The sequence below is a fragment of the Limnohabitans radicicola genome (assembly GCF_014837235.1).
In the GTDB taxonomy this organism is placed as follows: Bacteria; Pseudomonadota; Gammaproteobacteria; order Burkholderiales; family Burkholderiaceae_C; genus Limnohabitans_A; species Limnohabitans_A radicicola.
In genome coordinates, this window is sequence record NZ_JACYFT010000001.1 from 1,071,069 (window position 1) to 1,092,097 (window position 21,029).

31 protein-coding genes are annotated in these 21,029 nt (G+C 60.9%); 10 read left to right on the plus strand and 21 right to left on the minus strand.

All coding sequences use genetic code 11. From position 1 onward, the window contains the following. Positions 1-15 precede the first annotated feature (15 nt). On the minus strand, positions 16-894 hold the full coding sequence (gene atpB, locus IC609_RS05285) for a F0F1 ATP synthase subunit A (RefSeq protein ID WP_191818376.1): 879 nt from the start codon (positions 892-894) through the stop codon (positions 16-18). A gap of 40 nt (positions 895-934) precedes the next feature. Further along, entirely contained in the window at positions 935-1,468 is a 534-nt protein-coding gene (locus IC609_RS05290) for an ATP synthase subunit I (protein WP_191818377.1), read from the minus strand. A 188-nt stretch (positions 1,469-1,656) separates the two neighbouring features. Here IC609_RS05290 and IC609_RS05295 point away from each other — a divergent pair, with 188 nt between their 5' ends. From IC609_RS05295 to IC609_RS05315, 5 genes are read left to right on the plus strand one after another with little or no spacing between them, the layout of a single operon-like run. After that, on the plus strand, positions 1,657-2,103 hold the full coding sequence (locus IC609_RS05295; RefSeq protein WP_191818378.1) for a DUF4149 domain-containing protein: 447 nt from the start codon (positions 1,657-1,659) through the stop codon (positions 2,101-2,103). A gap of 7 nt (positions 2,104-2,110) precedes the next feature. Then, on the plus strand, positions 2,111-2,410 hold the full coding sequence (locus IC609_RS05300) for a DUF493 family protein (protein WP_191818379.1): 300 nt from the start codon (positions 2,111-2,113) through the stop codon (positions 2,408-2,410). Continuing rightward, complete coding sequence (lipB, locus tag IC609_RS05305; RefSeq protein WP_191818380.1) at positions 2,410-3,072, plus strand: lipoyl(octanoyl) transferase LipB; 663 nt, start codon at positions 2,410-2,412, stop codon at positions 3,070-3,072. The genes IC609_RS05300 and lipB overlap by 1 nt, the downstream gene beginning before the upstream one ends. A 33-nt stretch (positions 3,073-3,105) precedes the next feature. Further along, a complete protein-coding gene (lipA, locus tag IC609_RS05310) occupies positions 3,106-4,107 on the plus strand; it encodes a lipoyl synthase (protein ID WP_191818381.1) in 1,002 nt (333 codons plus the stop codon). An 8-nt stretch (positions 4,108-4,115) separates the two neighbouring features. Beyond that, positions 4,116-4,976, plus strand: coding sequence for a DMT family transporter (locus IC609_RS05315; RefSeq protein WP_191818382.1), 861 nt, complete (start codon positions 4,116-4,118; stop codon positions 4,974-4,976). Between the two features lie 35 nt (positions 4,977-5,011). On the opposite strand, the gene ptsP is transcribed toward IC609_RS05315, so the two are convergent. Genes ptsP through IC609_RS05340 form a run of 5 tightly spaced genes read right to left on the minus strand, consistent with a single transcriptional unit; the run spans position 5,012 to position 9,285 of the window. Next, positions 5,012-6,763, minus strand: coding sequence for a phosphoenolpyruvate--protein phosphotransferase (ptsP, locus tag IC609_RS05320; RefSeq protein ID WP_191818383.1), 1,752 nt, complete (start codon positions 6,761-6,763; stop codon positions 5,012-5,014). A gap of 43 nt (positions 6,764-6,806) precedes the next feature. Then, positions 6,807-7,076 carry an HPr family phosphocarrier protein gene (locus IC609_RS05325; protein WP_191818384.1) on the minus strand — a complete coding sequence of 90 codons (270 nt, stop codon included), beginning with the start codon at positions 7,074-7,076 and terminating at the stop codon, positions 6,807-6,809. Next, positions 7,045-7,488, minus strand: coding sequence for a PTS sugar transporter subunit IIA (locus IC609_RS05330; RefSeq protein WP_191818385.1), 444 nt, complete (start codon positions 7,486-7,488; stop codon positions 7,045-7,047). The genes IC609_RS05325 and IC609_RS05330 overlap by 32 nt, the downstream gene beginning before the upstream one ends. Position 7,489: 1 nt before the next feature. After that, positions 7,490-8,764 carry an MFS transporter gene (locus IC609_RS05335; RefSeq protein ID WP_191818386.1) on the minus strand — a complete coding sequence of 425 codons (1,275 nt, stop codon included), beginning with the start codon at positions 8,762-8,764 and terminating at the stop codon, positions 7,490-7,492. Continuing rightward, positions 8,761-9,285, minus strand: a complete 525-nt coding sequence (locus IC609_RS05340) for a hypothetical protein (RefSeq protein WP_191818387.1) — start codon at positions 9,283-9,285, stop codon at positions 8,761-8,763. Before IC609_RS05340 ends, IC609_RS05335 begins: the two co-directional genes overlap by 4 nt. Before the next feature lie 108 nt (positions 9,286-9,393). Between IC609_RS05340 and IC609_RS05345 the strand changes: the two genes are divergently transcribed. From IC609_RS05345 to IC609_RS05355, 3 genes are all read left to right on the plus strand, one after another. Then, complete coding sequence (locus IC609_RS05345) at positions 9,394-10,638, plus strand: CaiB/BaiF CoA transferase family protein (protein WP_191818388.1); 1,245 nt, start codon at positions 9,394-9,396, stop codon at positions 10,636-10,638. Then, on the plus strand, positions 10,638-11,366 hold the full coding sequence (locus tag IC609_RS05350; RefSeq protein ID WP_191818389.1) for an alpha/beta fold hydrolase: 729 nt from the start codon (positions 10,638-10,640) through the stop codon (positions 11,364-11,366). Before IC609_RS05345 ends, IC609_RS05350 begins: the two co-directional genes overlap by 1 nt. Before the next feature lie 70 nt (positions 11,367-11,436). Beyond that, positions 11,437-11,922: a TlpA disulfide reductase family protein gene (locus tag IC609_RS05355; RefSeq protein WP_225223992.1), complete on the plus strand. Its 486-nt coding sequence runs from the start codon at positions 11,437-11,439 to the stop codon at positions 11,920-11,922. Positions 11,923-11,936: 14 nt separating this feature from the next. Here the strand turns inward: IC609_RS05355 and IC609_RS05360 are convergent, their stop codons facing one another. Continuing rightward, on the minus strand, positions 11,937-12,386 hold the full coding sequence (locus IC609_RS05360; protein ID WP_191818391.1) for a c-type cytochrome: 450 nt from the start codon (positions 12,384-12,386) through the stop codon (positions 11,937-11,939). Positions 12,387-12,467: 81 nt separating this feature from the next. On the opposite strand from IC609_RS05360, the gene IC609_RS05365 reads away from it, so the two are divergent. Both IC609_RS05365 and IC609_RS05370 read left to right on the plus strand, forming a co-directional pair. After that, positions 12,468-13,133, plus strand: a complete 666-nt coding sequence (locus IC609_RS05365) for a cytochrome b/b6 domain-containing protein (protein WP_191818392.1) — start codon at positions 12,468-12,470, stop codon at positions 13,131-13,133. Between the two features lie 58 nt (positions 13,134-13,191). Further along, complete coding sequence (locus IC609_RS05370) at positions 13,192-13,683, plus strand: GNAT family N-acetyltransferase (RefSeq protein WP_191818393.1); 492 nt, start codon at positions 13,192-13,194, stop codon at positions 13,681-13,683. Positions 13,684-13,752: 69 nt separating this feature from the next. On the opposite strand, the gene IC609_RS05375 is transcribed toward IC609_RS05370, so the two are convergent. The 13 genes from IC609_RS05375 to tuf form a co-directional block, all read right to left on the minus strand. After that, positions 13,753-14,259 (minus strand): peroxiredoxin, encoded by a 507-nt coding sequence (locus IC609_RS05375; protein ID WP_191818394.1) that lies wholly within the window; start codon positions 14,257-14,259, stop codon positions 13,753-13,755. A 95-nt stretch (positions 14,260-14,354) separates the two neighbouring features. Continuing rightward, the gene (gene rpsQ, locus IC609_RS05380) at positions 14,355-14,624 is read right to left on the minus strand and encodes a 30S ribosomal protein S17 (RefSeq protein ID WP_191818395.1); all 270 of its coding nucleotides are present in this window, start codon (positions 14,622-14,624) and stop codon (positions 14,355-14,357) included. 9 nt (positions 14,625-14,633) lie between these two features. Further along, positions 14,634-14,828, minus strand: a complete 195-nt coding sequence (rpmC, locus tag IC609_RS05385) for a 50S ribosomal protein L29 (RefSeq protein WP_191818396.1) — start codon at positions 14,826-14,828, stop codon at positions 14,634-14,636. Positions 14,829-14,845: 17 nt separating this feature from the next. Further along, a complete protein-coding gene (rplP, locus tag IC609_RS05390) occupies positions 14,846-15,262 on the minus strand; it encodes a 50S ribosomal protein L16 (RefSeq protein WP_019426900.1) in 417 nt (138 codons plus the stop codon). Between the two features lie 11 nt (positions 15,263-15,273). Next, positions 15,274-16,152 carry a 30S ribosomal protein S3 gene (rpsC, locus tag IC609_RS05395; protein ID WP_191818397.1) on the minus strand — a complete coding sequence of 293 codons (879 nt, stop codon included), beginning with the start codon at positions 16,150-16,152 and terminating at the stop codon, positions 15,274-15,276. A 12-nt stretch (positions 16,153-16,164) separates the two neighbouring features. After that, entirely contained in the window at positions 16,165-16,494 is a 330-nt protein-coding gene (gene rplV / locus IC609_RS05400) for a 50S ribosomal protein L22 (RefSeq protein WP_019426902.1), read from the minus strand. A gap of 9 nt (positions 16,495-16,503) precedes the next feature. Beyond that, positions 16,504-16,782, minus strand: a complete 279-nt coding sequence (gene rpsS, locus IC609_RS05405) for a 30S ribosomal protein S19 (RefSeq protein ID WP_005796963.1) — start codon at positions 16,780-16,782, stop codon at positions 16,504-16,506. Positions 16,783-16,792: 10 nt separating this feature from the next. Continuing rightward, on the minus strand, positions 16,793-17,617 hold the full coding sequence (gene rplB / locus IC609_RS05410; protein ID WP_191818398.1) for a 50S ribosomal protein L2: 825 nt from the start codon (positions 17,615-17,617) through the stop codon (positions 16,793-16,795). Positions 17,618-17,619: 2 nt separating this feature from the next. Continuing rightward, positions 17,620-17,934: a 50S ribosomal protein L23 gene (rplW, locus tag IC609_RS05415; protein WP_191818399.1), complete on the minus strand. Its 315-nt coding sequence runs from the start codon at positions 17,932-17,934 to the stop codon at positions 17,620-17,622. Next, positions 17,931-18,551 carry a 50S ribosomal protein L4 gene (rplD, locus tag IC609_RS05420; protein WP_191818400.1) on the minus strand — a complete coding sequence of 207 codons (621 nt, stop codon included), beginning with the start codon at positions 18,549-18,551 and terminating at the stop codon, positions 17,931-17,933. Before rplD ends, rplW begins: the two co-directional genes overlap by 4 nt. Next, positions 18,551-19,213 carry a 50S ribosomal protein L3 gene (gene rplC / locus IC609_RS05425; protein ID WP_191818401.1) on the minus strand — a complete coding sequence of 221 codons (663 nt, stop codon included), beginning with the start codon at positions 19,211-19,213 and terminating at the stop codon, positions 18,551-18,553. Before rplC ends, rplD begins: the two co-directional genes overlap by 1 nt. A 182-nt stretch (positions 19,214-19,395) precedes the next feature. Next, positions 19,396-19,710 carry a 30S ribosomal protein S10 gene (rpsJ, locus tag IC609_RS05430; RefSeq protein ID WP_191818402.1) on the minus strand — a complete coding sequence of 105 codons (315 nt, stop codon included), beginning with the start codon at positions 19,708-19,710 and terminating at the stop codon, positions 19,396-19,398. A 75-nt stretch (positions 19,711-19,785) separates the two neighbouring features. Further along, positions 19,786-20,976 carry an elongation factor Tu gene (gene tuf, locus IC609_RS05435; RefSeq protein WP_191818240.1) on the minus strand — a complete coding sequence of 397 codons (1,191 nt, stop codon included), beginning with the start codon at positions 20,974-20,976 and terminating at the stop codon, positions 19,786-19,788. Positions 20,977-21,029: the final 53 nt, after the last annotated feature.

Sequence of the window (21,029 nt, forward strand, 5' to 3'; positions counted from 1 at the left end):
AGAAAAGGGTTGACATCAATGTGCGTCGTGCGCTTGACCTGTGTAGATCAGCGTCAACATCATAAAGATGAAGGCTTGCAAGGTGATGACCAGGATGTGGAACAGGGTCCACACAGTGCCGGCAATGACATGGCCGATGGCCAGGCCAATGCCGGTGGCAGACAGGGCCCAGCCGCCACCCATCAGGGCGATCAACATGAACACCAGTTCACCTGCAAACATGTTGCCAAACAGTCGCATGCCATGCGAAACGGTTTTGGCAAGGTATTCGATCATCTGCATCAGGAAGTTGATCGGATACAGGGCCCAGTGGTCACCAAAGGGCGCAGCAATCAGTTCATGGGCCCAGCCACCCAGACCTTTGATCTTGATGTTGTAGACCAGGCACACAAACAACACGGAGCACGACAGGCCCAGTGTGGTCGACAGATCAGCAGTAGGCACCACACGCATGTAGTCCTTGAAACCCAAAGCTGGGCCCGCAGAATGCCAGATCTGGGGAATCAGATCCACAGGCAGCATGTCCATCGCGTTCATCAGGAAAATCCAGACAAACACAGTGAGGGCCAGAGGAGAGATCAGCTTGCGGCTCTGGGCGTTGTGGATCACACCCTTGGCCTGGTTCTCCACCATTTCAGACAGGATCTCGACCGCCGCCTGGAAACGGCCAGGCACACCCGAGGTGGCTTTGCGGGCAGCCAGCCAAAGCACAATGCAGCCGACCAGGCCCAGCACGGTCGAGAACACCAGCGAGTCAAAGTTGAACAGGCTGAAGTCCACAATGCTGTGCTGCTCGACGTTCTCGAACGCGAAGTTCTTCTGCAGGTGATGCAGGTGGTGCTGGATGTACTCTCCAGCAGTCGGGGCGTGTGCGCCAGCGTGTTCAGCAGACATAAATCACCAATCCGTCAAATTCAAATTCTTCAGTGCCGACTCAGGTTTGCGCTTTGCGCTGCATCCAGCCCAGCGCCATCGCGAGCCAATACACCTTCATCGTCACCACAAAGCCCGCCACCAGAGCGAGCCAGCTCAAATCAGAGACCACTTTAGGCGCCGCCAAAAGCAGCGCCACCGTCAAGACAACCTTGACCAGCTCCCACACAAACAGACCCACCAAAGCAGCGCCAGCTTGCGATTGCCGCATTTGCCGAGCCAAAGCCCTGGCGAAGACGACACCGGGAACCACCACGGACACAGCCCCCCAAGCCACCGATGCCGCCAGTCGAAACTGGCCACTGACGACACCCGTCAGCACTGCAACAACAAGCCCCACCAACAACTGCAAAACCAGAACCCGCCAGGGCGAGGTCAAAGGGTTGCGCTGACGCCAGGCTGTCGCCTGCTCGGGGGTCAGGGGCTTGAAATCGGGTTCCAGGCCTTCATTTGCGACATCTGCATCCACCCAGGAAACCTCGGCTCTCGGGTTGTGCGCAGTGCCCTGGTCAGAATCGTCGACGATTGTGCTCATCTCAAATTACACCGAGGTTACGCAGCGCAGTTTCGCAAAGCCTTCGATTATACGTAGAAACCCGTGGCTGGCCAGCTATTTCCGAGCTATCGTTGCGTGTTGCAGGGCAAATCAGCTTCACCAACCAGCCGGCAAGCGGCTTGAAGCCCTTACCACATCACACTTTTGAACAAGTTGGGACACCGAAAATGTACGAATGGATCAAATGCTTGCACCTGTCGGCCGGTATCATCTGGCTGGGTGGCATGACTTTGCTGCTCGCCGCAGTGCGGCCTGTGGCCATCGCCCAACTGGCCGCGCCAGAGCGGCTGAGGCTGATGGCGACCGTTTTGGCGCGCTTTTTCACCCTGGTCTGGGCTTCGATTGCCGTGCTCCTGGCCTCCGGTTTCTGGATGTTTGCCAGTGCCGATCTGTCGCTCGCTCCACGCGGCTGGCACGCCATGGCAGGCCTGGGCAGCTTGATGTGCGTCATTTTTGCGCACCTGTGGTTTGCCCCGTTCCGCCGCTTGAAGCAGGCCGTCGCCCAAGCTGACTGGGCAGCTGCCGGACAGGCCCTGGGACAAATCCACCCACTGGTGCTGACCAACTTCACCCTGGGCTGGCTGGCTGTGGCAGCCGTGCTGGTCTGGCGATAATCCCTCCATGAGCGCATCCATCCACCCCCCCTCTGGCAGCGATCCACGCAAGGATTCGCTGATCGAATACCCCAGCATCTTTCCCATCAAGGTCATGGGGGCCGAGCAGGACGGCTTCGTGCACGCAATGGTGCAGGTGGCGCAGCAATTTGACCCCAGCTTCGATGCAGCCACGGTCGAATTGCGCCCCAGCAAAGGCGGCAAATACCTGGGTGTGACGCTGAACATCACCGCCACCAGCCGCGAACAGCTCGACAACCTGTACCGCGCCCTCACCTCGCACCCCATGGTCAAGATCGTGCTCTGATGCTGATCCGCCAGCTCGGGCAGGTGCCCTACCTGCCCACTTATGAAGCCATGCAGGCCTTCACGGCCGGGCGCGAAGCCAGCACCCCCGACGAGCTTTGGCTCTGCGAACACCCGCCTGTGTTCACCCAGGGCCTGGCGGGCCTGGCCGACCACCTGTTGATGCCAGGCGACATCCCGGTGGTCCAGACCAACCGGGGCGGACAAGTCACCTTCCATGGTCCCGGACAAGTGATGGCCTATCCGTTGATCAATCTGCAACAGGCAGGCTATTACGTCAAGGAATACGTTTACAAGCTGGAAGAGTCGGTGATCCGAACCCTGGCCCACTTTGGCGTGACGGGCCACCGCGTAACGGGCGCGCCGGGCATCTATGTTCGCCTGAACGACCCCTTCAGCCATGCTGCACTGACCGGCCCAGCGAACCCCACCAACCCGTTTAAAGGGCTGGGCAAGATCAGTGCCTTGGGCATCAAGGTCAGCCGCCATTGCACTTACCACGGCGTGGCCCTGAATGTGGCCATGGACCTCGAACCCTTTGACCGCATCAACCCTTGCGGTTATGCGGGATTGAAAACCGTCGACCTTTCTACAATCGGCGTTGAAACCACCTGGGACGAAGTGGCCCAGGTGCTGGCAGAGCAACTCGATGCCCGTCTGTGACGGCACGCGCCCGGCCTGAAACGAAAGCACACCATGAGCAACCCCACCCCTGAAAGCCACGTCGTGCGCGAAGCGCAAACGGTCGAAAACTACGATCCGACGGCCAAGCAAAAAGCCGCCGCCAAACTCTCGCGAATCCCCGTCAAGGTCGAACAGGCCGAAGTGCTCAAAAAGCCCGAATGGATCCGCGTCAAGGCCGGCTCGCCCACCACGCGCTTTTACGAAATCAAGGACGTGCTGCGCGCCAACAAACTGGTGACAGTGTGCGAAGAAGCCAGCTGCCCCAACATCGGCGAATGCTTTGGCAAGGGCACAGCCACCTTCATGATCATGGGCGACAAGTGCACGCGCCGCTGTCCGTTCTGCGACGTGGGTCACGGCCGCCCGGACCCGCTGGATGTGAACGAACCCGAGAATCTGGCCAAAACCATCGCGCAACTCAAGCTGCAATACGTGGTCATCACCAGCGTGGACCGTGACGACCTGAGAGACGGCGGCGCCGGGCACTTTGTGGAGTGCATCCGCAAAACCCGCGAACTCTCGCCCACCACCCAGATCGAAGTGCTGGTGCCCGACTTTCGGGGGCGCGATGACCGCGCCCTCGAGATCTTGAAAGCCGCTCCGCCCGACGTGATGAACCACAACATGGAAACCGTGCCGCGCCTGTACAAGGAAGCACGGCCCGGCTCGGACTACCAGTTCTCGCTGAACCTGCTCAAAAAATTCAAGGCGCTGTTCCCTCATGTCCCCACCAAGAGCGGCCTGATGGTGGGCCTGGGCGAGACCGACGAAGAAATCCTGGATGTCATGCGCGACATGCGCGCGCACAACATCGAGATGCTGACGATTGGCCAGTACCTGGCCCCGAGCAACAGCCACCTGCCCGTGCGCCGCTACGTGCACCCCGACACCTTCAAGATGTTCGAGGCCAAAGCCTACGAAATGGGCTTCACCCATGCCGCCGTGGGTGCGATGGTCCGCAGCTCGTACCACGCAGATCAGCAAGCCCATGCAGCGCTGAACGCTGGCCACTAAAAAGCTTAATGCTCAGCCCAGCCTTGAGCGCACTGCACCCGACCCCTCTGGCCTTGGGGGCCATTGCCTTGTGGGCCAGCCTGGCCACACTGGGCGTGCGCCTGTCGCACCTGCCGCCCTTCTGGTTGACCGGCGTGACCTTGCTCATCGGCAGCGTGATCGCGCTGCCTTTGTCGCGTTGGGACCCGCGCCAATGGCGTGTGCCACTGCCCACCCTACTGCTGGGCGTGTACGGCCTGTTCGGTTACCACTTTTTGCTGTTCATTGCGCTGCGTCACGCGCCACCCGTGCAGGCCAACCTGGTCAATTACCTCTGGCCTCTGGGCATGGTGGTGATGGCACCGCTCTTTTTGCCTGGCCTGACATGGACGGCCCGCCAAGTGCTGGCGTCCTTGCTCGGTTTTGCAGGCGCCGCATTGGCCATCACGGGTGGGCGCAGCCTGGATGGCGGACTGGCCTGGGGCTACCTGCCTGCACTGGGCGCGGCATTCGTGTGGGCCAGCTATTCCCTGCTGACGCAACGCGTGCCCCCCTTCCCGACTTCGGCCATCGGTCTGTTTGCGCTCGTCTCGGGTGTGTTGTCGCTGGCTTGCCATGCCTGGCTGGAGCCTGCGATTCAAGTCTCGGCCTCAGACATTCTGTGGCTCTTGCTGATGGGGCTGGGGCCGCTGGGCGCGGCGTTCTTTTTGTGGGACGCGGCACTCAAGCGCGGTGATGCGCGACAGATCGGGCTGCTGAGCTTTGTAACGCCCTTGCTGTCGACTTTGTTGCTGCTGTGGACCAGGGGCGAGACACCCCACGCCAGCATTGGGCTGGCCACAGCGCTGATCGTGGGTGCAGCCTGGATGGGGCGCAGCCAAGTCGACTGAACCGGCCTGGTGGAACAAATCCGGATTGGCTCAACTCAGTTCGGCAAGACCAGGCTGGACGGGTCGTCGCTGTCGAGCACCTCTTGAGCCCAGGGTGCAAGTTTGCTGGTGTCCGAGCGCAAGATTTTGTGCTTGACCGCCAGCACCTGGGACGGGTGCATCGAAAAGCTGCGCAAACCCAGGCCCAGCAACAAACGGGTCATGGTCACATCGCCTGCCATCTCGCCGCACACCGACACGCCTTTGCCCTGCGCCTGGCAGGCCGCAATGGTGTCGGCCACCAGACGCAGCACGGCAGGGTGCAAAGGGTCGTACAGGTGGGCCACCGATTCGTCGGCACGGTCGATCGCCAGCGTGTACTGGATCAGGTCGTTGGTGCCAATCGACAAAAAGTCAAAATATTTGAGGAACAAACGCAGCGACAGGGCCGCCGCCGGGATCTCGATCATCGCCCCCAGGCGGATCGGGCCGTGCACGATGCCGCGCCTGTCCAGGTCCTGGCGGGCCTGCTCGATCAAGGCCACGGTCTGACGGATCTCGCTGCCGTGCGCCAACATGGGCACCAGCATGTTCACCTTGCCATGCGCTGCCGCGCGCAAAATGGCGCGCAACTGCGTGAGGAACATCGATGGGTCAGCCAGACTCCAGCGGATGGCCCGCAAACCGAGCGCAGGGTTGAGGTGGGCCGCATCGTGGCGTGATTCATCCAGCTGTTTGTCCGCGCCCACGTCCACTGTACGAACGGTCACGGGCAAGCCATTCATGCCCTCGACCGCACGGCGATAAGCCTGGTACTGTTCTTCTTCATCGGGCAAGTTGCCTTGCCGACCCATGAACAGGAACTCGCTGCGGAACAAGCCCACGCCGACAGCACCTGCCGCAATGGCCGCAGTGGTGTCTTCGGGCATTTCGATGTTGGCCAACAACTCGATTTTTTGGCCATCCAGCGTCACCGCCGGGGTGTGGCGCAGGCGGGCCAAACGCTCGCGCTCGATGCTTTCCTGGCGCTGCTTGAAACTGTATTCGGCCAGGATGATGGGCGAAGGATCGACGATCACCACACCCACATCGCCGTCAATGATGATCCAGTCGTCCTGCTTGACCAGCTGGCTGGCCGAGCGCGCGCCCACCACAGCGGGAATATCCAAGCTGCGCGCGACGATGGCGGTGTGCGAGGTCTTGCCACCCACATCGGTCACAAACCCGGCAAACACGCTTTGCTTGAACTGCAGCATGTCGGCAGGCGACAGGTCGTGCGCCACCAGCACCAAGGGCACGTCGGTGTCTTCGAGTTGCAGCTCCTGCTGTGGCCTTGCCGGTCGGGGCGCACGCGCCACCACGGAGCCAGTCCCCTTGAGGCTGAGCAAGACCCGCTCGGCCACCTGCTCTACATCGGCTTTGCGCTCGCGCAGGTAAGGGTCATCCATCTCGTCAAACTGGCGGGCAATGACCTCCAGCTGACTGGTCAGTGCCCACTCGGCGTTGTACAGGCGCTCCTTGATCCACTGCACCACCCCCGCGTTGAGCTCTTCGTCCTGCAAGAGCATCAGGTGCACATCGAGCAGCGCCGCCAACTCATGGGGCGCATCTTTGGGCATGTCGCGCTGCAAGCGCTGCAACTCGTCGATCACTTCGTCACGCGCAGCGCGCATGCGTTCAATCTCGGACTCGACCTGCTCAGGCTGCAAGAAATAGTGGGCCACATCGACCCGGCTGGACGCCACCAGCACCGCGCGCCCGATGGCGATGCCCCGGGCCACGGCCAAGCCGTGGATGCTGAATGTCATGGCAGGGCCTCCACGCTTTGCGGGCACACGGGTGCCGACATGCTCACTCGCCTTCGCCGAACTTGTCGGCCATCAACGCCAGCAGTGCCTGCAGCGCTTCATCTTCACGCTCGCCAATGGTCTCCAGCACCACCTCGCTGCCCAGGCCTGCTGCCAGCATCATGACACCCATGATGCTCTTGGCGTTGACCCGGCGCTCGCCCTTGCTCAGCCACACCTCGCACGGAAAACTGCCCGCCAGCTTGGTGAGCTTGGCTGAAGCACGGGCATGCAGGCCGAGCTTATTGCTGATGATCGTGGTGGCTTGGGACATGTCTCTTTCCTGTCTGGTTCTGAGGCGCGGTGTTGCCCACAGGCATGATGCCCTGGGCGCCACCGGCCTGGGCGCGTGTGGCCAGCGCCTCCAGGCCTTCGTGTCGGTAGCAAACGCTGCGCAGCAACATGGGCAAATTGGCCCCTGTGACCAAGCGTGTGCTGGGGGTGTCGTTGAGCTTTTGCGCCACGTTGCAAGGGGTGGCACCGAACACATCGCTGAGCAGCAAGACCCCGTCTGTGCCCAATTGCTGCAGGGCTTGCTCGGCGCGGCTCAAAGTGGCTTCGGGGGCTTCGTCGGCCAGCACATCGATGGCCTGCACCCCGGCTGCACAGTCCGGAAAAACATGCAGCGCACACTCGCGCAAGGCACTGGCCAGCGGAGCGTGGGCGATGATGAGGATGCCGTTCATATCAGACCTCATTATCGGCTTTGTTCAGCAGGAAATAGAGCCAGGACAGGAACGAACACACCCCAAAGACCGTGAACGCCGCCTGGTAGGCCGCAACACGCGCCAAACCCAGGGTCATGGCCAAATCGATCAGCAAGCCGATGCCCCACTGCACCACAAACACCCCGGCAAAAATCACCAGGTTATAGGCCGACAGGGCCCGCCCGGCCAAGTGAGGTGGGAATGCCATGCCCACGGCAGGTTGCGCCAGCGAGACAAAGGTGCTGGTCACGCAAAACACCGACAGCACACCCGCAGCCCAGGCCCCCGCCGATGGCCCCATGACGACGAGGCCAGCCAAGGTCACAAGGTTGAGCGGCATGCCCCAGGCGATCAGACGGTTGGCGCGAATGCCCCGCCGAGCCAGGCCCGGCGTGACCCAACCCCACACCCAGAAAGCCACCAGCATCGCCAAGTTGATGACGAACAGGCCTGTAGCGGACTCGATGGGCGTCCAACCTGCCACCTGCGTCATCCAGGGCCCGGCCCACAAAGTCTGCATGGCGACCAGACCGCCATAGCTGAAAAAGCCGATGGGGGTCATGCGCCAGAAATAGCGGCTGCGCCAGACTTCCCGATAACTGCCGTCGTCATCCGCTGCAGCGCTTGTGGCCGATGGGCTGCTGGTTTGCCAGCGCGGCACCACCCACAAAATCAGCAGCATGGCCAGCGCAATGCCCACGCCCAACACGATAAACAGGGGCCGCCAGCCCCAGATCGGCATCAGCCACTGCACGGGCAGTGTGGACGACAGCATGCCCAGCGAGCCGGTCATCAGCATCCAGGAGTTGGTGCGCAGCTGGGTGCTGGCGTCAAACCAACGCCGGTAGCCCGTGAGCGGCGCCATCAGGCAGGCGCTCACCCCCACGCCGCACAGCATACGGGCCAGCAGCAGACCGACAAAGTTGTCTGCTGCAGCAAAGGCCAGACAACCCAGCACCGCCACCGACAGGAAGGCCAGGATCACGTTTTTGGGGCCATGGCGGTCCAGCCAGCGCCCCAGCGGTAACTGCGTGAGCGAAAAACCCAAAAAGTAGCCTCCGGCCAGCAGCCCCAGGTCTTTGGCCGACAGGCCCAGCTCCTGCGTCAATGTGGGCGAGAGCGTGGCCGTGATGGCGCGCACCAGAGCCGAAAAGAAGTACGCCACGGCAAACGCCAGAAAGACGGCCACCGCCAAGCGACGCGGCAGGTGGGCATGGCCGGCGACAGGTGCCGACGTGGGTGCAGCGGCGCTCATGGCTTGAAGCTTTCAAACAAGGTGTCGGCCAGCTCGGTGGGCGCTTGGCGGTCGTAGACGGCGGCATGGACCAGGCGCACATGGTCGCCCTCCACAAAAGCACCCCAAGCTGCTTGCGCGTTCACCGCTTGGCCATCCGTGCGCAGCCCCTGCGCGCTCACACGCTGGGCCGCAGGCAAGGGCAGCATGCCCGGACGGGCCCAGGCCTGGCGCTGCGGGTCCTGAGCCACCATGTTGGCCAGCGTCGCCTGCTGCCAGCCTTGCAACACGGCATTGGCGTCGGCGCCAGACGGCAAAGCCGCGGTCATCACCGCCACCATGGCAGAACCCGACTCGCAACCGGCCACCTGCAAATTCACGGGCAAACCGCCCAGCGGCACTTGGCGCGTGGTGCGGTCGGGTTTGCAAGGCAGGTCGGCCTTGAAGTTGGTGCCCTCAAAACCCGTTTGCCGCCAATTGAGGTCCGGGCTGCAGCCCATCAGCGCCATGGCCGACAACACCCACAACAGTAATTTATGCATCCGGTGATTATGCGGGGCCACCTCCCCACCCCTTGTCACCTCGGTCTGGGTGGCCCGGCTTCCACCATGGCGACAAGCGGCTGTGCGCTTTTTCGCGACAATGGCTGCATGAACTCACTCGATGGCATCCGCGTTCTTGATTTGTCCCGCGTTCTGGCGGGCCCCTGGTGCACCCAGACCCTGGCCGACTTGGGGGCCGATGTGATCAAGATCGAACGCCCCGGCAACGGCGACGACACCCGCAGCTGGGGCCCCCCTTTTTTGAAAGACGCCCAAGGCCAGGACACGGCTGAGGCAGCATATTACCTGGGCACCAACCGCAACAAGCGCTCGGTGACCTGCGACATCGCCCAACCTGAGGGGCAGGCGCTGATCCGCGAGCTGGTCCAACATTGCAATGTGTTCATCGAAAACTTCAAGGTCGGCGACATGGCCCGCTACGGCCTGGACTACGCCAGCCTGTCGGTCCTCAACCCCAAGCTGGTGTACTGCAGCGTGACCGGTTTTGGCCAGACTGGCCCCTACCGCGAGCGTGCAGGCTACGACTATGCCGTGCAAGGCATGGGCGGGCTGATGAGCGTGACCGGTGAGCGCGACGACCTGGGCGGCGGCCCGCAAAAGGTGGGCGTGGCCGTGGCCGACCTGTTCACCGGCATGTATTCCACAGTGGCCATCCTGGCCGCCTTGCGCCACGCCGAGCGCACGGGCGAAGGCCAACACGTGGACATGGCCCTGCTCGACACCCAGGTGGCCATGCTGGCCAACCTGGGCGCCAACTACCTGGTCAGCGGCAAGGTGCCGGGCCGTGCGGGCAATGCCCACCAAAACATCGTGCCCTACCAGGTGTTCGAGGTGAAAGCCCCCGCAGGTGCCGCCCCGGGCAGCCGCGACCACCTGATCCTGGCCGTGGGCAACGATGGCCAATTTGCCAAATACTGCGCCGTGGCGGGTGTGCCCGAGATGGCCAAAGACCCGCGCTACGCGCTGAACGCCGACCGCGTCCGCCACCGCGCCGAGCTGGTGCCCCAACTCGAAGCCATCATGATGACCCGCACCAAAGCCGACTGGCTGCCCGCGCTGGAGGCGGCCAAAGTGCCTTGCGGGGCCATCAACAACCTGGCCGAAGTCTTTGCCGACGAGCACGTGCAGGCACGCCAGATGGTCCACACCTGGCAGCACCCGATCGAACCCGACCTGAAACTGGTGGCCAGCCCGATCAAGATGAGCCGCACACCTGTGCGACAAGACCTGCCACCTCCCCTGCTGGGTCAGCACACGGGCGATGTGCTGCGCGACGTGCTGGGCTACAGCGCCGAACAACAAAGCGCACTGCGCGCCAAGGGGGTGATCTGATGGCGAACTACCTGCTGGTGCATGGCGCATGGCACGGGGCGTGGTGCTGGCAGCGCGTTCTGCCCGCTCTGATGCAGGCCGGGCACCGCGCACACGCCGTCACCCTGACGGGGGTGGGCGAACGCGCGCACCTGCTGCACCCGGGCATTGACCTGGAAACGCACATCGCCGACGTGATGATGGCCATGGATACCGAAGAACTGGACGATGTGATCCTGGTCGTGCATTCCTACGCGGGCATGCTGGGCACCGCGGTGGCCGATCGCCGGCCTGAACGCCTCAAGCACCTGGTCTACCTCGATGCCGTGCTGCCCAAACCCGGCGAGAGCTGGAGCAGCACCCACGCCAGTGCCACACGCAACGCCCGCATCGCAGCGTCAGAGGCCACGCCGCTGCGCAGCTTTCCAGCGCCCGACGCTTCGGTGTTTGGCCTGTCCGATGCCGACCACGCCTGGGTGCAACGGCGCCAGACGCCCCACCCCGGGGGACCTTACACGCACGTGCTGCAGTTCGATCCGCAGCGCGTGGCGTCGGTGCCGCGCACCTTCATCAACTGCACCGAGCCGCCCCTGGGCACAATCGAGATCAGCCGTCAGCGCATGGTCGATCCCAAATTCTGGGACGGGGCTTGGTTGCCCCAGTCCAGCATTGTGGAAATGAAGACCGGTCACGACCCGATGGTGAGCGACCCCGAGGGGCTGGTGCGCATCTTGAAGTCCATCGCCTAAAGCGGGAGTTGCCACGGGCTTTCCTGCAGCAGGCGAGCCAGCCCCCCTTGGGCCTTTTACAATGAACGACATGCGTCGCCTGATCCTTCCTGCCCTCTTGCTCTCAGCCGCCTTGGCTTTGCCAGGCTGCGGCCAGGAACAGGCGCCCGAGTCCTCGTTCGTGCTCTTGGACGGCTCCAAGCTCAGCTCGTCCCAGCTCAAGGGCAAGGTCACGCTGGTCAATTTTTGGGCCACCAGCTGCACCACCTGCGTGGCCGAAATGCCCGAGGTGGTGGCCACCTACCAGCAGTACAAGGACAAAGGCTACGACACCCTGGCCGTGGCCATGAGCTACGACCCGCCCAGCTATGTGGTCAACTTCACGCAAACCCGCCAGCTGCCCTTCAAGGTGGCCATCGACAACACGGGGGCCGTGGCCAAAGCCTGGGGCGATGTGAAGCTCACGCCCACAACCTACCTGGTCAACAAGCGCGGCGAGATCGTCAAACGCTATGTAGGGACACCGGACTTCAACGAGCTGCACCGCCTCATCGAGAAGCTGCTCGCCGAAGCCTGAGGCCCAAGCCCTCGTCAGTCTTTGCGGAAGTTGTCGTGGCAGGCCTTGCAACTGGCGCCCGCCGGGCCCACGGCGGCCTTGAGTGCGTCCAGGCTACCGCTTCTGGCCGCTGCCACCACCTTGGCCAGTTCGGCCTGGCTCTTGTCAGCGGCGTCCTTGAACTTGCCCGCCTCGGTCCAGATCTCATGTTTGGCACGTGTTTCGCCTTTGTCGGTGCCTTCGCCGAACGCGGCCCAGGGCAGTTTGGCCACAGTGGCGATCACGTCGGCGTTTTCGGAAGCGGCCTTGGCGTCATAAGGCGCCCGGCCATTGGCCATGGCCGCCAAACGACCAAAGTGTGAGCCCAGCACCGTGAAGCTGGCCTTGCGGTATTTGACCGCGTCTTCGGGTTTGGCAAATTGGGCTTGTGCTGGCATGGCCAGGGCCGCAACCAGCACACTGGCCAAAGTGATGAATTTGTTCATGTGTCTCTCTCAAATGGTGGATGATGTGGACTTTCCAGTCTCGCATGTTTTGATTTTTTGTGCATCAGGGAGTGCCCTTTGATGGTGAAAGTTCGTGTTTGGGATCTGCCCACCCGTGTTTTTCACGGGACGTTGGCCTTGTCTGTGGTCGGCTTGGTCGTCTCTGGCCAATGGGGCGGCGACGCCATGCTGTGGCATTTCCGCTTCGGCTACGCCGTGCTCACGCTGCTGTTGTTTCGCCTGTGCTGGGGCTTTGTGGGCGGGCATTGGTCGCGCTGGTGGCAACTGCCGCTGTCTTGGCGCAGCTTGATGGCCTACAGGCAAGGTCTGCGCCAGCCAATGCTGACCACGGGACACAACCCGGCGGGCTCCTGGTCGGTGCTGGCCATGTTGTGCTGGCTGGCCTTGCAGGTCGGCACGGGCCTGATCAGTGACGACGAAATCGCCAATGCGGGCCCCTTGACCTCGCTGGTCTCGGGTGCAGCGGTCAGTGCCGCCACCGCTTGGCACAAAGGCCTTGGCAAAGGGCTGGTGCTGGTCTTGGTCGCGTTGCATGTGGGCGCTGTGGCTTGGTACAAATGGCGCAAGCATCAGAACCTGATGAGCGCCATGCTGCACGGCGACAAAATGGTGGACAGCGCGGTGCCTGCATCGCGCGATGACCTCATCACCCGCTTGGGCGCCTGTGTGGTGTTGCTGCTTTGCGCGCTGGCAGTGCGCTGGGCCCTGTCCCTGGGTACGGCCTGATGCCTGCCGATTGCACATCCAGCTACACTTTGCCTCTCTGCCACTCCACACACCGACCTTGAACTCGCATTCGATTGCCTTGAGCCCCCCCGTCAGCGCCGACGACTGGCGCGAGACGCGGGACATTTTCACCGAATACGCACGTAGCCTGGACGTGGATTTGTGCTTTCAGGGCTTTGATGAAGAACTGGCCCAGCTGCCCGGTGACTACGCCCCACCCCGAGGCGCGCTTTTGCTGGCCAAAGTGGACGAGGCTGTTGCTGGCTGCTGTGCACTCAGGCCACTGGACGCGGCAGATTACCCCAACGCCGCCGAGATGAAACGGCTGTATGTGCGCAAGGCATTTCGCGGTTTTGGACTTGGCCGCCAATTGGCGGAGGCAATCCTGGATCAGGCTCGACTCGCGGGCTACAGCTGCGTGCTGCTGGACACACTCGACGACATGGAAGCGGCGCGTGCGCTCTACGAAGACCTGGGCTTTGAAGAGGTGCCGCCCTACTACCACAACCCCCATGCCGGGGCGCATTACCTGAAGGTCGACATCGACTGAATCACCGCGACGGCGCCATGCAAAAGGGCTGCCTGAGCAGCCCTTTTCAATGAATGGCCAAAGAGGCGGTCAGCCCTTGGCTTGGGCCAGCAAGGTAGCCGCGTCACTGACTTCAAATTTACCAGGGCCTTCGATGTTCAGGGTGACCACTTTGCCATCCTTGACGAGCATGGAATAGCGGTTGCTGCGCAGCCCCATGCCGCGGCTGGTCAAATCGAGTGTGAGGCCTGTGGCTTTGGTGAAGTCGGCACTGCCGTCTGCCAGCATGCGCACTTTGGCACCGGTCTTCTGGTCGCGCGCCCAGGCGCCCATGACGAAGGCGTCGTTCACGCTGACGCACCAGATTTCGTCGACACCAACAGCCTTCAGGGCATCGAAATTTTCGACATAACCCGGCACGTGCTTGGCCGAGCAAGTGGGCGTGAAAGCGCCGGGCAAGGCAAACAAGGCGATGGTCTTGCCCGCTGTGGCTTTAGCCACATCGACCGGGTTGGGGCCAATGCTGCAACCGTTGCCCTCCACTTCAACGTATTCCATCAGTGTGGCTGCGGGCAATGTATCTCCGACTTGGATCATGGGGTCTCCTGTGTGATCAATGAATGGACGAAAAAAAACGACCCACCATTGTGGGTCGTTTTTCCGAAGTTTGCTTGCGTTGCAGCTTTTTGGGCTTAAACGGCAGCAGCCTTTTCAACCAGACGCGTTGCGATCCAGTTTTTGGTCTTCGAAATCGGCTTGCTTTCGGTGATTTCGATCATGTCGCCCAGGTGGTACTCACCCTTTTCGTCGTGCGCGTGGTACTTGCTCGACTTGGCAACGATCTTGCCGTAGAGGGCGTGCTTCACACGACGCTCCACCAGCACGGTCACGGTCTTGGCACGCTTGTCGCTGACCACCTTGCCAATCAAGGTGCGCTTGAGGGATGTTTTAGCTTCCGTCATGGTCACTCCTTACTTGGCGGCTTGCTTTTCGGCAAGGATGGTTTTGGCACGAGCGATGGCACGGCGAGTCTGGCTCAACGTACCGGTGTTGCCGAGTTGTTGCGTGGCTTTTTGCATGCGCAGACCAAAGTGGGCTTTTTGCAGCTCTTTGATCTCGGCTTCAATACCAGCAACGTCTTTTTGGCGCAGTTCAGCAGCTTTCATTTCTTCTCTCTCCTGAATTACTGGCCAATCATGCGGGCCACGAAAGTGGTGCGCAGGGGCAACTTGGCCGCGGCCAATTTGAAGGCTTCACGGGCCAACTCTTCAGGCACGCCCACGATTTCGTAGAGCACCTTACCGGGTTGGATTTCAGCCACATAGTACTCGGGGTTACCTTTACCGTTACCCATACGCACTTCAGCAGGCTTGGTGGAAATCGGCTTGTCAGGGAACACGCGAATCCAGATGCGGCCGCCACGTTTGACGTGACGGGAAATCGCACGGCGTGCGGCTTCGATCTGGCGGGCCGTCAAACGGCCACGGTCTGTGGACTTGAGACCGAAATCACCGAACGCCACCGTGTTACCACGGGTAGCGACGCCGGTGTTGCGGCCTTTCTGTTCCTTACGGAACTTTCTGCGAGCAGGTTGCAGCATGTTGTTACTCCTTATTGACCGTCAGCTGCTGCAGCTGGCGCGGCGACTTTGCGTACGCGCTTAACGGCGGGTTTGGCGTCACCACCTGCTTCGGCAGGCTTGTCGCTGCCATCGGCGGGTGCTGTGTTGGTGCCAGCGGGACGGCGTGGGCCGCCACGACGATCACCTGTTGGGCGGTCGCCAGGACGGGCGTCACGACGTGGGCCACGTGGGCGGCGCTCTTCTTCGGCACGTGGCTCGGCCAGTGCTGGAGCGTCATTGCGGCCCAGTGTGTCACCTTTGTAGACCCAGACCTTGACACCGATGATGCCGTAGGTGGTCTTGGCTTCGGAAGTGGCGTAATCGATGTCAGCGCGCAGGGTGTGCAGTGGCACACGGCCTTCGCGGTACCACTCGGTACGCGCAATCTCGATGCCGTTCAGACGGCCAGCCGACATGATCTTGATGCCTTGGGCACCCAGACGCATGGCGTTTTGCATGGCGCGCTTCATGGCGCGGCGGAACATGATCCGCTTTTCGAGCTGCTGGGTGATGCTGTCAGCGATCAGTTGTGCATCGATTTCAGGCTTACGCACTTCTTCGATGTTCACGGCCACTGGCACGCCCAAGCGAGATGCGAGTTCTTTCTTGAGCAACTCGATGTCTTCGCCTTTTTTGCCGATCACCACACCTGGACGAGCCGAGAAGATGGTGATGCGGGCGCTCTTGGCTGGACGCTCGATCAGCACGCGGGAAACCGCGGCGTTCTTGAGCTTGGCCTTGAGGTACTCACGCACCTTGATGTCTTCGGCCAGCATGCCGGCGAAGTCTTTGTTGTTGGCATACCAACGGCTTGCCCAGTTACGGCTGACAGCCAGGCGGAAACCGGTAGGATGGATTTTCTGTCCCATAGTTCTTCCTGATTAATTGCCGACCGTCACATACACGTGGCATGTGGGCTTGCTGATGCGGTTGCCACGGCCTTTGGCGCGGGCGGTGAAACGCTTGAGCGTGGTGCCTTGCTCGACGTAGATGGTCTTGACCTTCAGTTCGTCGATGTCGGCGCCGTCGTTGTGCTCGGCGTTGGCAATGGCGGACTCCAGAACCTTCTTGACAATGCCCGCAGCTTTTTTCTGCGTGAAGGTCAGGATGTTCAGAGCTTGATCCACTTTCTTGCCGCGAATCAAATCGGCGACCAGGCGGCCTTTATCGACCGACAAACGGACGCCCCGGAGGACTGCACGTGTTTCCATGGTCTTTCCTTATTTCTTCTGGACTTTTTTGTCCGCAGGGTGACCCTTGAAGGTGCGGGTCAGTGCGAATTCGCCCAATTTGTGGCCAACCATCTGGTCAGTCACGTAAACAGGAACGTGTTGCTTGCCGTTGTGAACGGCGATGGTCAGACCGATGAACTCGGGCAGAACCATGGAGCGACGCGACCATGTCTTGACGGGCTTTTTATCTTTGGTGGCAACGGCTTTTTCAACCTTGGCCAACAAATGGTGGTCAACGAATGGACCCTTTTTGAGAGAGCGTGTCATTGTCTAACCCTTACTTCTTGCGACGCGACACGATCATGACCTGTGTGCGCTTGTTGTTACGGGTACGGTAGCCCTTGGTGAGGTTGCCCCACGGGTCTACTGCATGACGGCCTTCGCCGGTACGGCCTTCGCCACCACCGTGCGGGTGATCCACTGGGTTCATGGCCACGCCACGAACGGTTGGGCGAATGCCCATCCAGCGTTTGACACCGGCCTTGCCCAATTGACGCAGGCTGTGCTCTTCGTTGGCGACTTCACCAATGGTTGCACGGCACTCGATGTGGATCTTGCGAACTTCACCGGAGCGCATGCGCACTTGAGCGTAGATGCCTTCGCGAGCCAGCAAGGTTGCCGAAGCACCTGCCGAGCGGGCGATCTGCGCACCAGCACCGGGCTTGAGCTCGATGCAGTGGATGGTCGAACCCACGGGGATGTTGCGGATCGGCAAGGTGTTGCCAGCGCGGATAGGGGCTTCAGAGCCGGACAGCAGTGTGGCACCGACTTCAACGCCGCGAGGGGCAATGATGTAAGTGCGCTCGCCGTCGGCGTAGCACAGCAAAGCGATGTGCGCAGTACGGTTTGGATCGTACTCAACGCGCTCGACCTTGGCTGGAATGCCATCCTTGTTGCGCTTGAAGTCCACCACGCGGTAGTGGTGCTTGTGACCACCGCCTTTGTGGCGTGTGGTGATGTGACCGTTGTTGTTACGGCCGGCCTTCTGGTGCTGGGGTTCCAGCAGCGGAGCGTAAGCCTCGCCTTTGTACAGATGGTCACGGGTAACCTTCACCACGCCACGGCGGCCTGGGGAGGTAGGTTTGATCTTGATGACAGCCATGATTACGCAGCCTCCCCGGACAGGTTCAGCTCTTGACCGGCTTTGAGCGTGACATAAGCCTTGCGAACGTTGTCGCGACGGCCAATGGTCTTGCCAAAACGCTTGGTCTTGCCCTTGGTGTTCACCACAGAGACGCCTTGCACTTCGACCTTGAACATCAATTCCACAGCGGCTTTGATTTCAGGCTTGGTAGCGTTCTGCAGCACTTTGAATGTCACAGCGTTGGACTTTTCAGCAACCATGGTGGCCTTTTCGGACACGATGGGAGCGACCAACACGGACATCAGACGACCTTCGTCAAACTTCACGGCGCTCATGCGAACATCTCCTTGAGTTTGTCGATCGCGCCCTTGGTGACCAGCACTTTCTTGAAGTGGACCAAAGACACGGGATCGGCGTAACGGGGTTCAACGACGAGCACGTTGACCAGGTTGCGCGAAGCGAGGTACAGGTTTTCGTCGACTTCTTCGGCGATCACCAGCACGGAGTCGAGGTTCATGGCCTTGAACTTGGCCGCCAGGGCCTTGGTCTTGGGCGATTCGACTTTGAGGGAATCCACCACAGCCAGACGGCCTTCGCGGGCCAGCTGCGAGAAGATCGAAGCCATACCAGCGCGGTACATTTTCTTGTTGATCTTCTGTGTGAAGTTTTCTTCCGGGCTGTTAGGGAAGATGCGACCGCCGCCACGCCACAGAGGCGAGGAAGTCATACCGGCACGTGCGTTACCCGTACCTTTTTGCTTGAAAGGCTTCTTGGTCGAGTGCTTGACCTGTTCACGGTCTTTTTGGGCACGGGTGCCTTGACGGGCATTGGCCTGATAGGCCACCACAATTTGGTGGATCAGGGATTCGTTGTATTCACGACCGAAAACGGTTTCAGGCGCGTCCACTTTGGAGGCGGCTTGACCTTGGTCGTTCAGGAGTTCGAGCTGCATCAGTTCGCTCCTTTGGCTTTGATGGCGGGACGCACAGTCACAAAACCACCTTTGGAACCAGGGATCGCGCCCTTGATCATCAGGAGGCCGCGAACTTCGTCAACACGCACGACATCGAGGTTTTGGGTGGTGCAAGTCACGTCGCCGAGGTGGCCCGACATTTTCTTGCCAGGGAACACGCGGCCAGGATCTTGCGCCATGGAGATCGAACCGGGCACGTTGTGCGAACGGCTGTTACCGTGCGATGCGCGCTGCGATTTGAAATTGTGACGCTTGATGGTGCCGGTGAAGCCCTTACCGATGGAAGTGCCTTGCACGTCCACTTTCTGGCCTGCAGCGAACACCGTCGCAGGCACAGCAGCACCCGCTGCGTATTGGGCAGCAGTGTCAGCGGTCACACGGAATTCTTGGATGATTTCGCCAGCTTCGACGCCAGCTTTGGCCAGGTGGCCAGCGATAGGCTTGGTCACGCGTGAAGCACGGCGCTTACCAAATGTCACCTGCAGGGCGACATAGCCATCGTTCTCTTGGGTTTTGACTTGGGTCACGCGGTTGTTGGACACATCCACCACTGTGACAGGAACTGCGTCCCCATCATCAGTGAACAGACGCATCATGCCCACCTTGCGGCCCAGCAACCCCAGTGAGGTGCTCAGACTCATTGTTTTCTCCAGAACTTTCACCGAAGCCACTGCAATTGGCAGCTTCGTTTGGTGTATGAAAGAGGGTTGATAAATCTCACCCCAAATTGAGGTGAGCCTGAAATTATAGCGTGGCTCGCCAGAACTGGCAAGCCACGCTATTTTTCAAGAGTTTTGGGCTGTTTTCACAGCCCTCAAGCGCATTACTGCAGCTTGATTTCGACGTCCACGCCCGCTGGCAGGTCGAGTTTCATCAGGGCGTCCACAGTTTTGTCTGTGGGGTCCACGATGTCCATCAGACGCTGGTGGGTGCGAATTTCGAGCTGGTCACGGCTCGACTTGTTCACGTGCGGCGAACGCAGGATGTCGAAACGCTTCATGCGGGTCGGCAGTGGCACGGGGCCCTTGACGATCGCGCCGGTGCGCTTGGCGGTATCCACGATCTCGGCAGCGGACTGGTCGATCAGTTTGTAGTCAAACGCCTTCAGGCGAATGCGGATTTTTTGCTTGGATGACATGTCAATTCCTTGTGGTGAGTGTTTGCTTGTCGCAGCGCAAGGGCCAGGCCCCTGCGCCACTGATCCACAAAAGAATTAAGCGATGATCTTGGCAACGACGCCAGCGCCAACGGTACGGCCGCCTTCGCGGATCGCGAAACGCAGACCTTCTTCCATGGCGATGGGGTTGATCAGCTTCACAGTGATCGACACGTTGTCGCCTGGCATCACCATCTCTTTGCCTTCTGGCAATTCGATCGCGCCTGTCACGTCAGTCGTACGGAAGTAGAACTGGGGACGGTAGTTGTTGAAGAAAGGCGTGTGACGGCCACCTTCGTCTTTGGACAAGACATAGATCTCGCCCGTGAAGTGGGTGTGCGGCTTGATCGAGCCGGGCTTGCACAGCACTTGGCCGCGCTCGACGTCTTCGCGCTTGGTGCCGCGCAGCAAGATACCCACGTTGTCGCCCGCTTGACCTTGGTCCAGCAGCTTGCGGAACATCTCAACGCCCGTGCAGGTGGTCTTGACCGTGTCTTTGATGCCCACGATTTCGATTTCTTCGCCGACCTTGATGATGCCGCGCTCGATACGGCCAGTCACCACAGTGCCGCGGCCAGAGATGGAGAACACGTCTTCCACTGGCATCAGGAACGAGCCGTCCACTGCGCGGTCAGGCGTAGGGATGTAGGTGTCCAGCGCTTCGGCCAGCTTGAAGATGGCTTGCTCGCCCAGAGGGCCTTTGTCGCCTTCCAGCGCCAGCTTGGCAGAACCTTGCACGATCGGTGTGTCGTCGCCTGGGAAGTCGTACTTGGACAGGAGTTCGCGAACTTCCATCTCGACCAGTTCCAGCAGTTCAGCGTCGTCCACCATGTCGCACTTGTTCAGGAACACGATGATGTAAGGCACGCCCACTTGGCGAGCCAACAGGATGTGCTCACGGGTCTGAGGCATGGGGCCGTCAGCAGCGGAGCAAACCAAAATGGCGCCGTCCATCTGGGCAGCACCCGTGATCATGTTTTTCACATAGTCAGCGTGACCGGGGCAGTCCACGTGCGCGTAGTGACGGTTTTCTGTTTCGTACTCGACGTGCGCGGTGTTGATCGTGATACCACGGGCCTTCTCTTCGGGAGCCGCGTCGATCTGGTCGTACGCTTTGGCAGCACCGCCGAACTTGGCAGCCAGCACGGTGGTGATGGCCGCTGTCAGTGTGGTTTTACCGTGGTCAACGTGACCAATGGTGCCCACGTTCACGTGCGGTTTCGTCCGTTCGAATTTTTCCTTAGCCATTTTTCAATCCTTAAAAAGAGCAATGCCCGTGTGTTGGTTTAATGTTTGCATCA

Excerpts from the sequence above, each read along its gene's own strand:
- atpB (WP_191818376.1), bottom strand. The coding sequence starts at position 894 with ATGTCTGCTGAACACGCTGGCGCACACGCCCCGACTGCTGGAGAGTAC.
- IC609_RS05290 (WP_191818377.1), bottom strand. The coding sequence starts at position 1,468 with ATGAGCACAATCGTCGACGATTCTGACCAGGGCACTGCGCACAACCCG.
- IC609_RS05295 (WP_191818378.1), top strand. The coding sequence starts at position 1,657 with ATGTACGAATGGATCAAATGCTTGCACCTGTCGGCCGGTATCATCTGG.
- IC609_RS05300 (WP_191818379.1), top strand. The coding sequence starts at position 2,111 with ATGAGCGCATCCATCCACCCCCCCTCTGGCAGCGATCCACGCAAGGAT.
- lipB (WP_191818380.1), top strand. The coding sequence starts at position 2,410 with ATGCTGATCCGCCAGCTCGGGCAGGTGCCCTACCTGCCCACTTATGAA.
- lipA (WP_191818381.1), top strand. The coding sequence starts at position 3,106 with ATGAGCAACCCCACCCCTGAAAGCCACGTCGTGCGCGAAGCGCAAACG.
- IC609_RS05315 (WP_191818382.1), top strand. The coding sequence starts at position 4,116 with ATGCTCAGCCCAGCCTTGAGCGCACTGCACCCGACCCCTCTGGCCTTG.
- ptsP (WP_191818383.1), bottom strand. The coding sequence starts at position 6,763 with ATGACATTCAGCATCCACGGCTTGGCCGTGGCCCGGGGCATCGCCATC.
- IC609_RS05325 (WP_191818384.1), bottom strand. The coding sequence starts at position 7,076 with ATGTCCCAAGCCACCACGATCATCAGCAATAAGCTCGGCCTGCATGCC.
- IC609_RS05330 (WP_191818385.1), bottom strand. The coding sequence starts at position 7,488 with ATGAACGGCATCCTCATCATCGCCCACGCTCCGCTGGCCAGTGCCTTG.
- IC609_RS05335 (WP_191818386.1), bottom strand. The coding sequence starts at position 8,764 with ATGAGCGCCGCTGCACCCACGTCGGCACCTGTCGCCGGCCATGCCCAC.
- IC609_RS05340 (WP_191818387.1), bottom strand. The coding sequence starts at position 9,285 with ATGCATAAATTACTGTTGTGGGTGTTGTCGGCCATGGCGCTGATGGGC.
- IC609_RS05345 (WP_191818388.1), top strand. The coding sequence starts at position 9,394 with ATGAACTCACTCGATGGCATCCGCGTTCTTGATTTGTCCCGCGTTCTG.
- IC609_RS05350 (WP_191818389.1), top strand. The coding sequence starts at position 10,638 with ATGGCGAACTACCTGCTGGTGCATGGCGCATGGCACGGGGCGTGGTGC.
- IC609_RS05355 (WP_225223992.1), top strand. The coding sequence starts at position 11,437 with ATGCGTCGCCTGATCCTTCCTGCCCTCTTGCTCTCAGCCGCCTTGGCT.
- IC609_RS05360 (WP_191818391.1), bottom strand. The coding sequence starts at position 12,386 with ATGAACAAATTCATCACTTTGGCCAGTGTGCTGGTTGCGGCCCTGGCC.
- IC609_RS05365 (WP_191818392.1), top strand. The coding sequence starts at position 12,468 with ATGGTGAAAGTTCGTGTTTGGGATCTGCCCACCCGTGTTTTTCACGGG.
- IC609_RS05375 (WP_191818394.1), bottom strand. The coding sequence starts at position 14,259 with ATGATCCAAGTCGGAGATACATTGCCCGCAGCCACACTGATGGAATAC.
- rpsQ (WP_191818395.1), bottom strand. The coding sequence starts at position 14,624 with ATGACGGAAGCTAAAACATCCCTCAAGCGCACCTTGATTGGCAAGGTG.
- rpmC (WP_191818396.1), bottom strand. The coding sequence starts at position 14,828 with ATGAAAGCTGCTGAACTGCGCCAAAAAGACGTTGCTGGTATTGAAGCC.
- rplP (WP_019426900.1), bottom strand. The coding sequence starts at position 15,262 with ATGCTGCAACCTGCTCGCAGAAAGTTCCGTAAGGAACAGAAAGGCCGC.
- rpsC (WP_191818397.1), bottom strand. The coding sequence starts at position 16,152 with ATGGGACAGAAAATCCATCCTACCGGTTTCCGCCTGGCTGTCAGCCGT.
- rplV (WP_019426902.1), bottom strand. The coding sequence starts at position 16,494 with ATGGAAACACGTGCAGTCCTCCGGGGCGTCCGTTTGTCGGTCGATAAA.
- rpsS (WP_005796963.1), bottom strand. The coding sequence starts at position 16,782 with ATGACACGCTCTCTCAAAAAGGGTCCATTCGTTGACCACCATTTGTTG.
- rplB (WP_191818398.1), bottom strand. The coding sequence starts at position 17,617 with ATGGCTGTCATCAAGATCAAACCTACCTCCCCAGGCCGCCGTGGCGTG.
- rplW (WP_191818399.1), bottom strand. The coding sequence starts at position 17,934 with ATGAGCGCCGTGAAGTTTGACGAAGGTCGTCTGATGTCCGTGTTGGTC.
- rplD (WP_191818400.1), bottom strand. The coding sequence starts at position 18,551 with ATGCAGCTCGAACTCCTGAACGACCAAGGTCAAGCCGCCTCCAAAGTG.
- rplC (WP_191818401.1), bottom strand. The coding sequence starts at position 19,213 with ATGAGTCTGAGCACCTCACTGGGGTTGCTGGGCCGCAAGGTGGGCATG.
- rpsJ (WP_191818402.1), bottom strand. The coding sequence starts at position 19,710 with ATGTCATCCAAGCAAAAAATCCGCATTCGCCTGAAGGCGTTTGACTAC.
- tuf (WP_191818240.1), bottom strand. The coding sequence starts at position 20,976 with ATGGCTAAGGAAAAATTCGAACGGACGAAACCGCACGTGAACGTGGGC.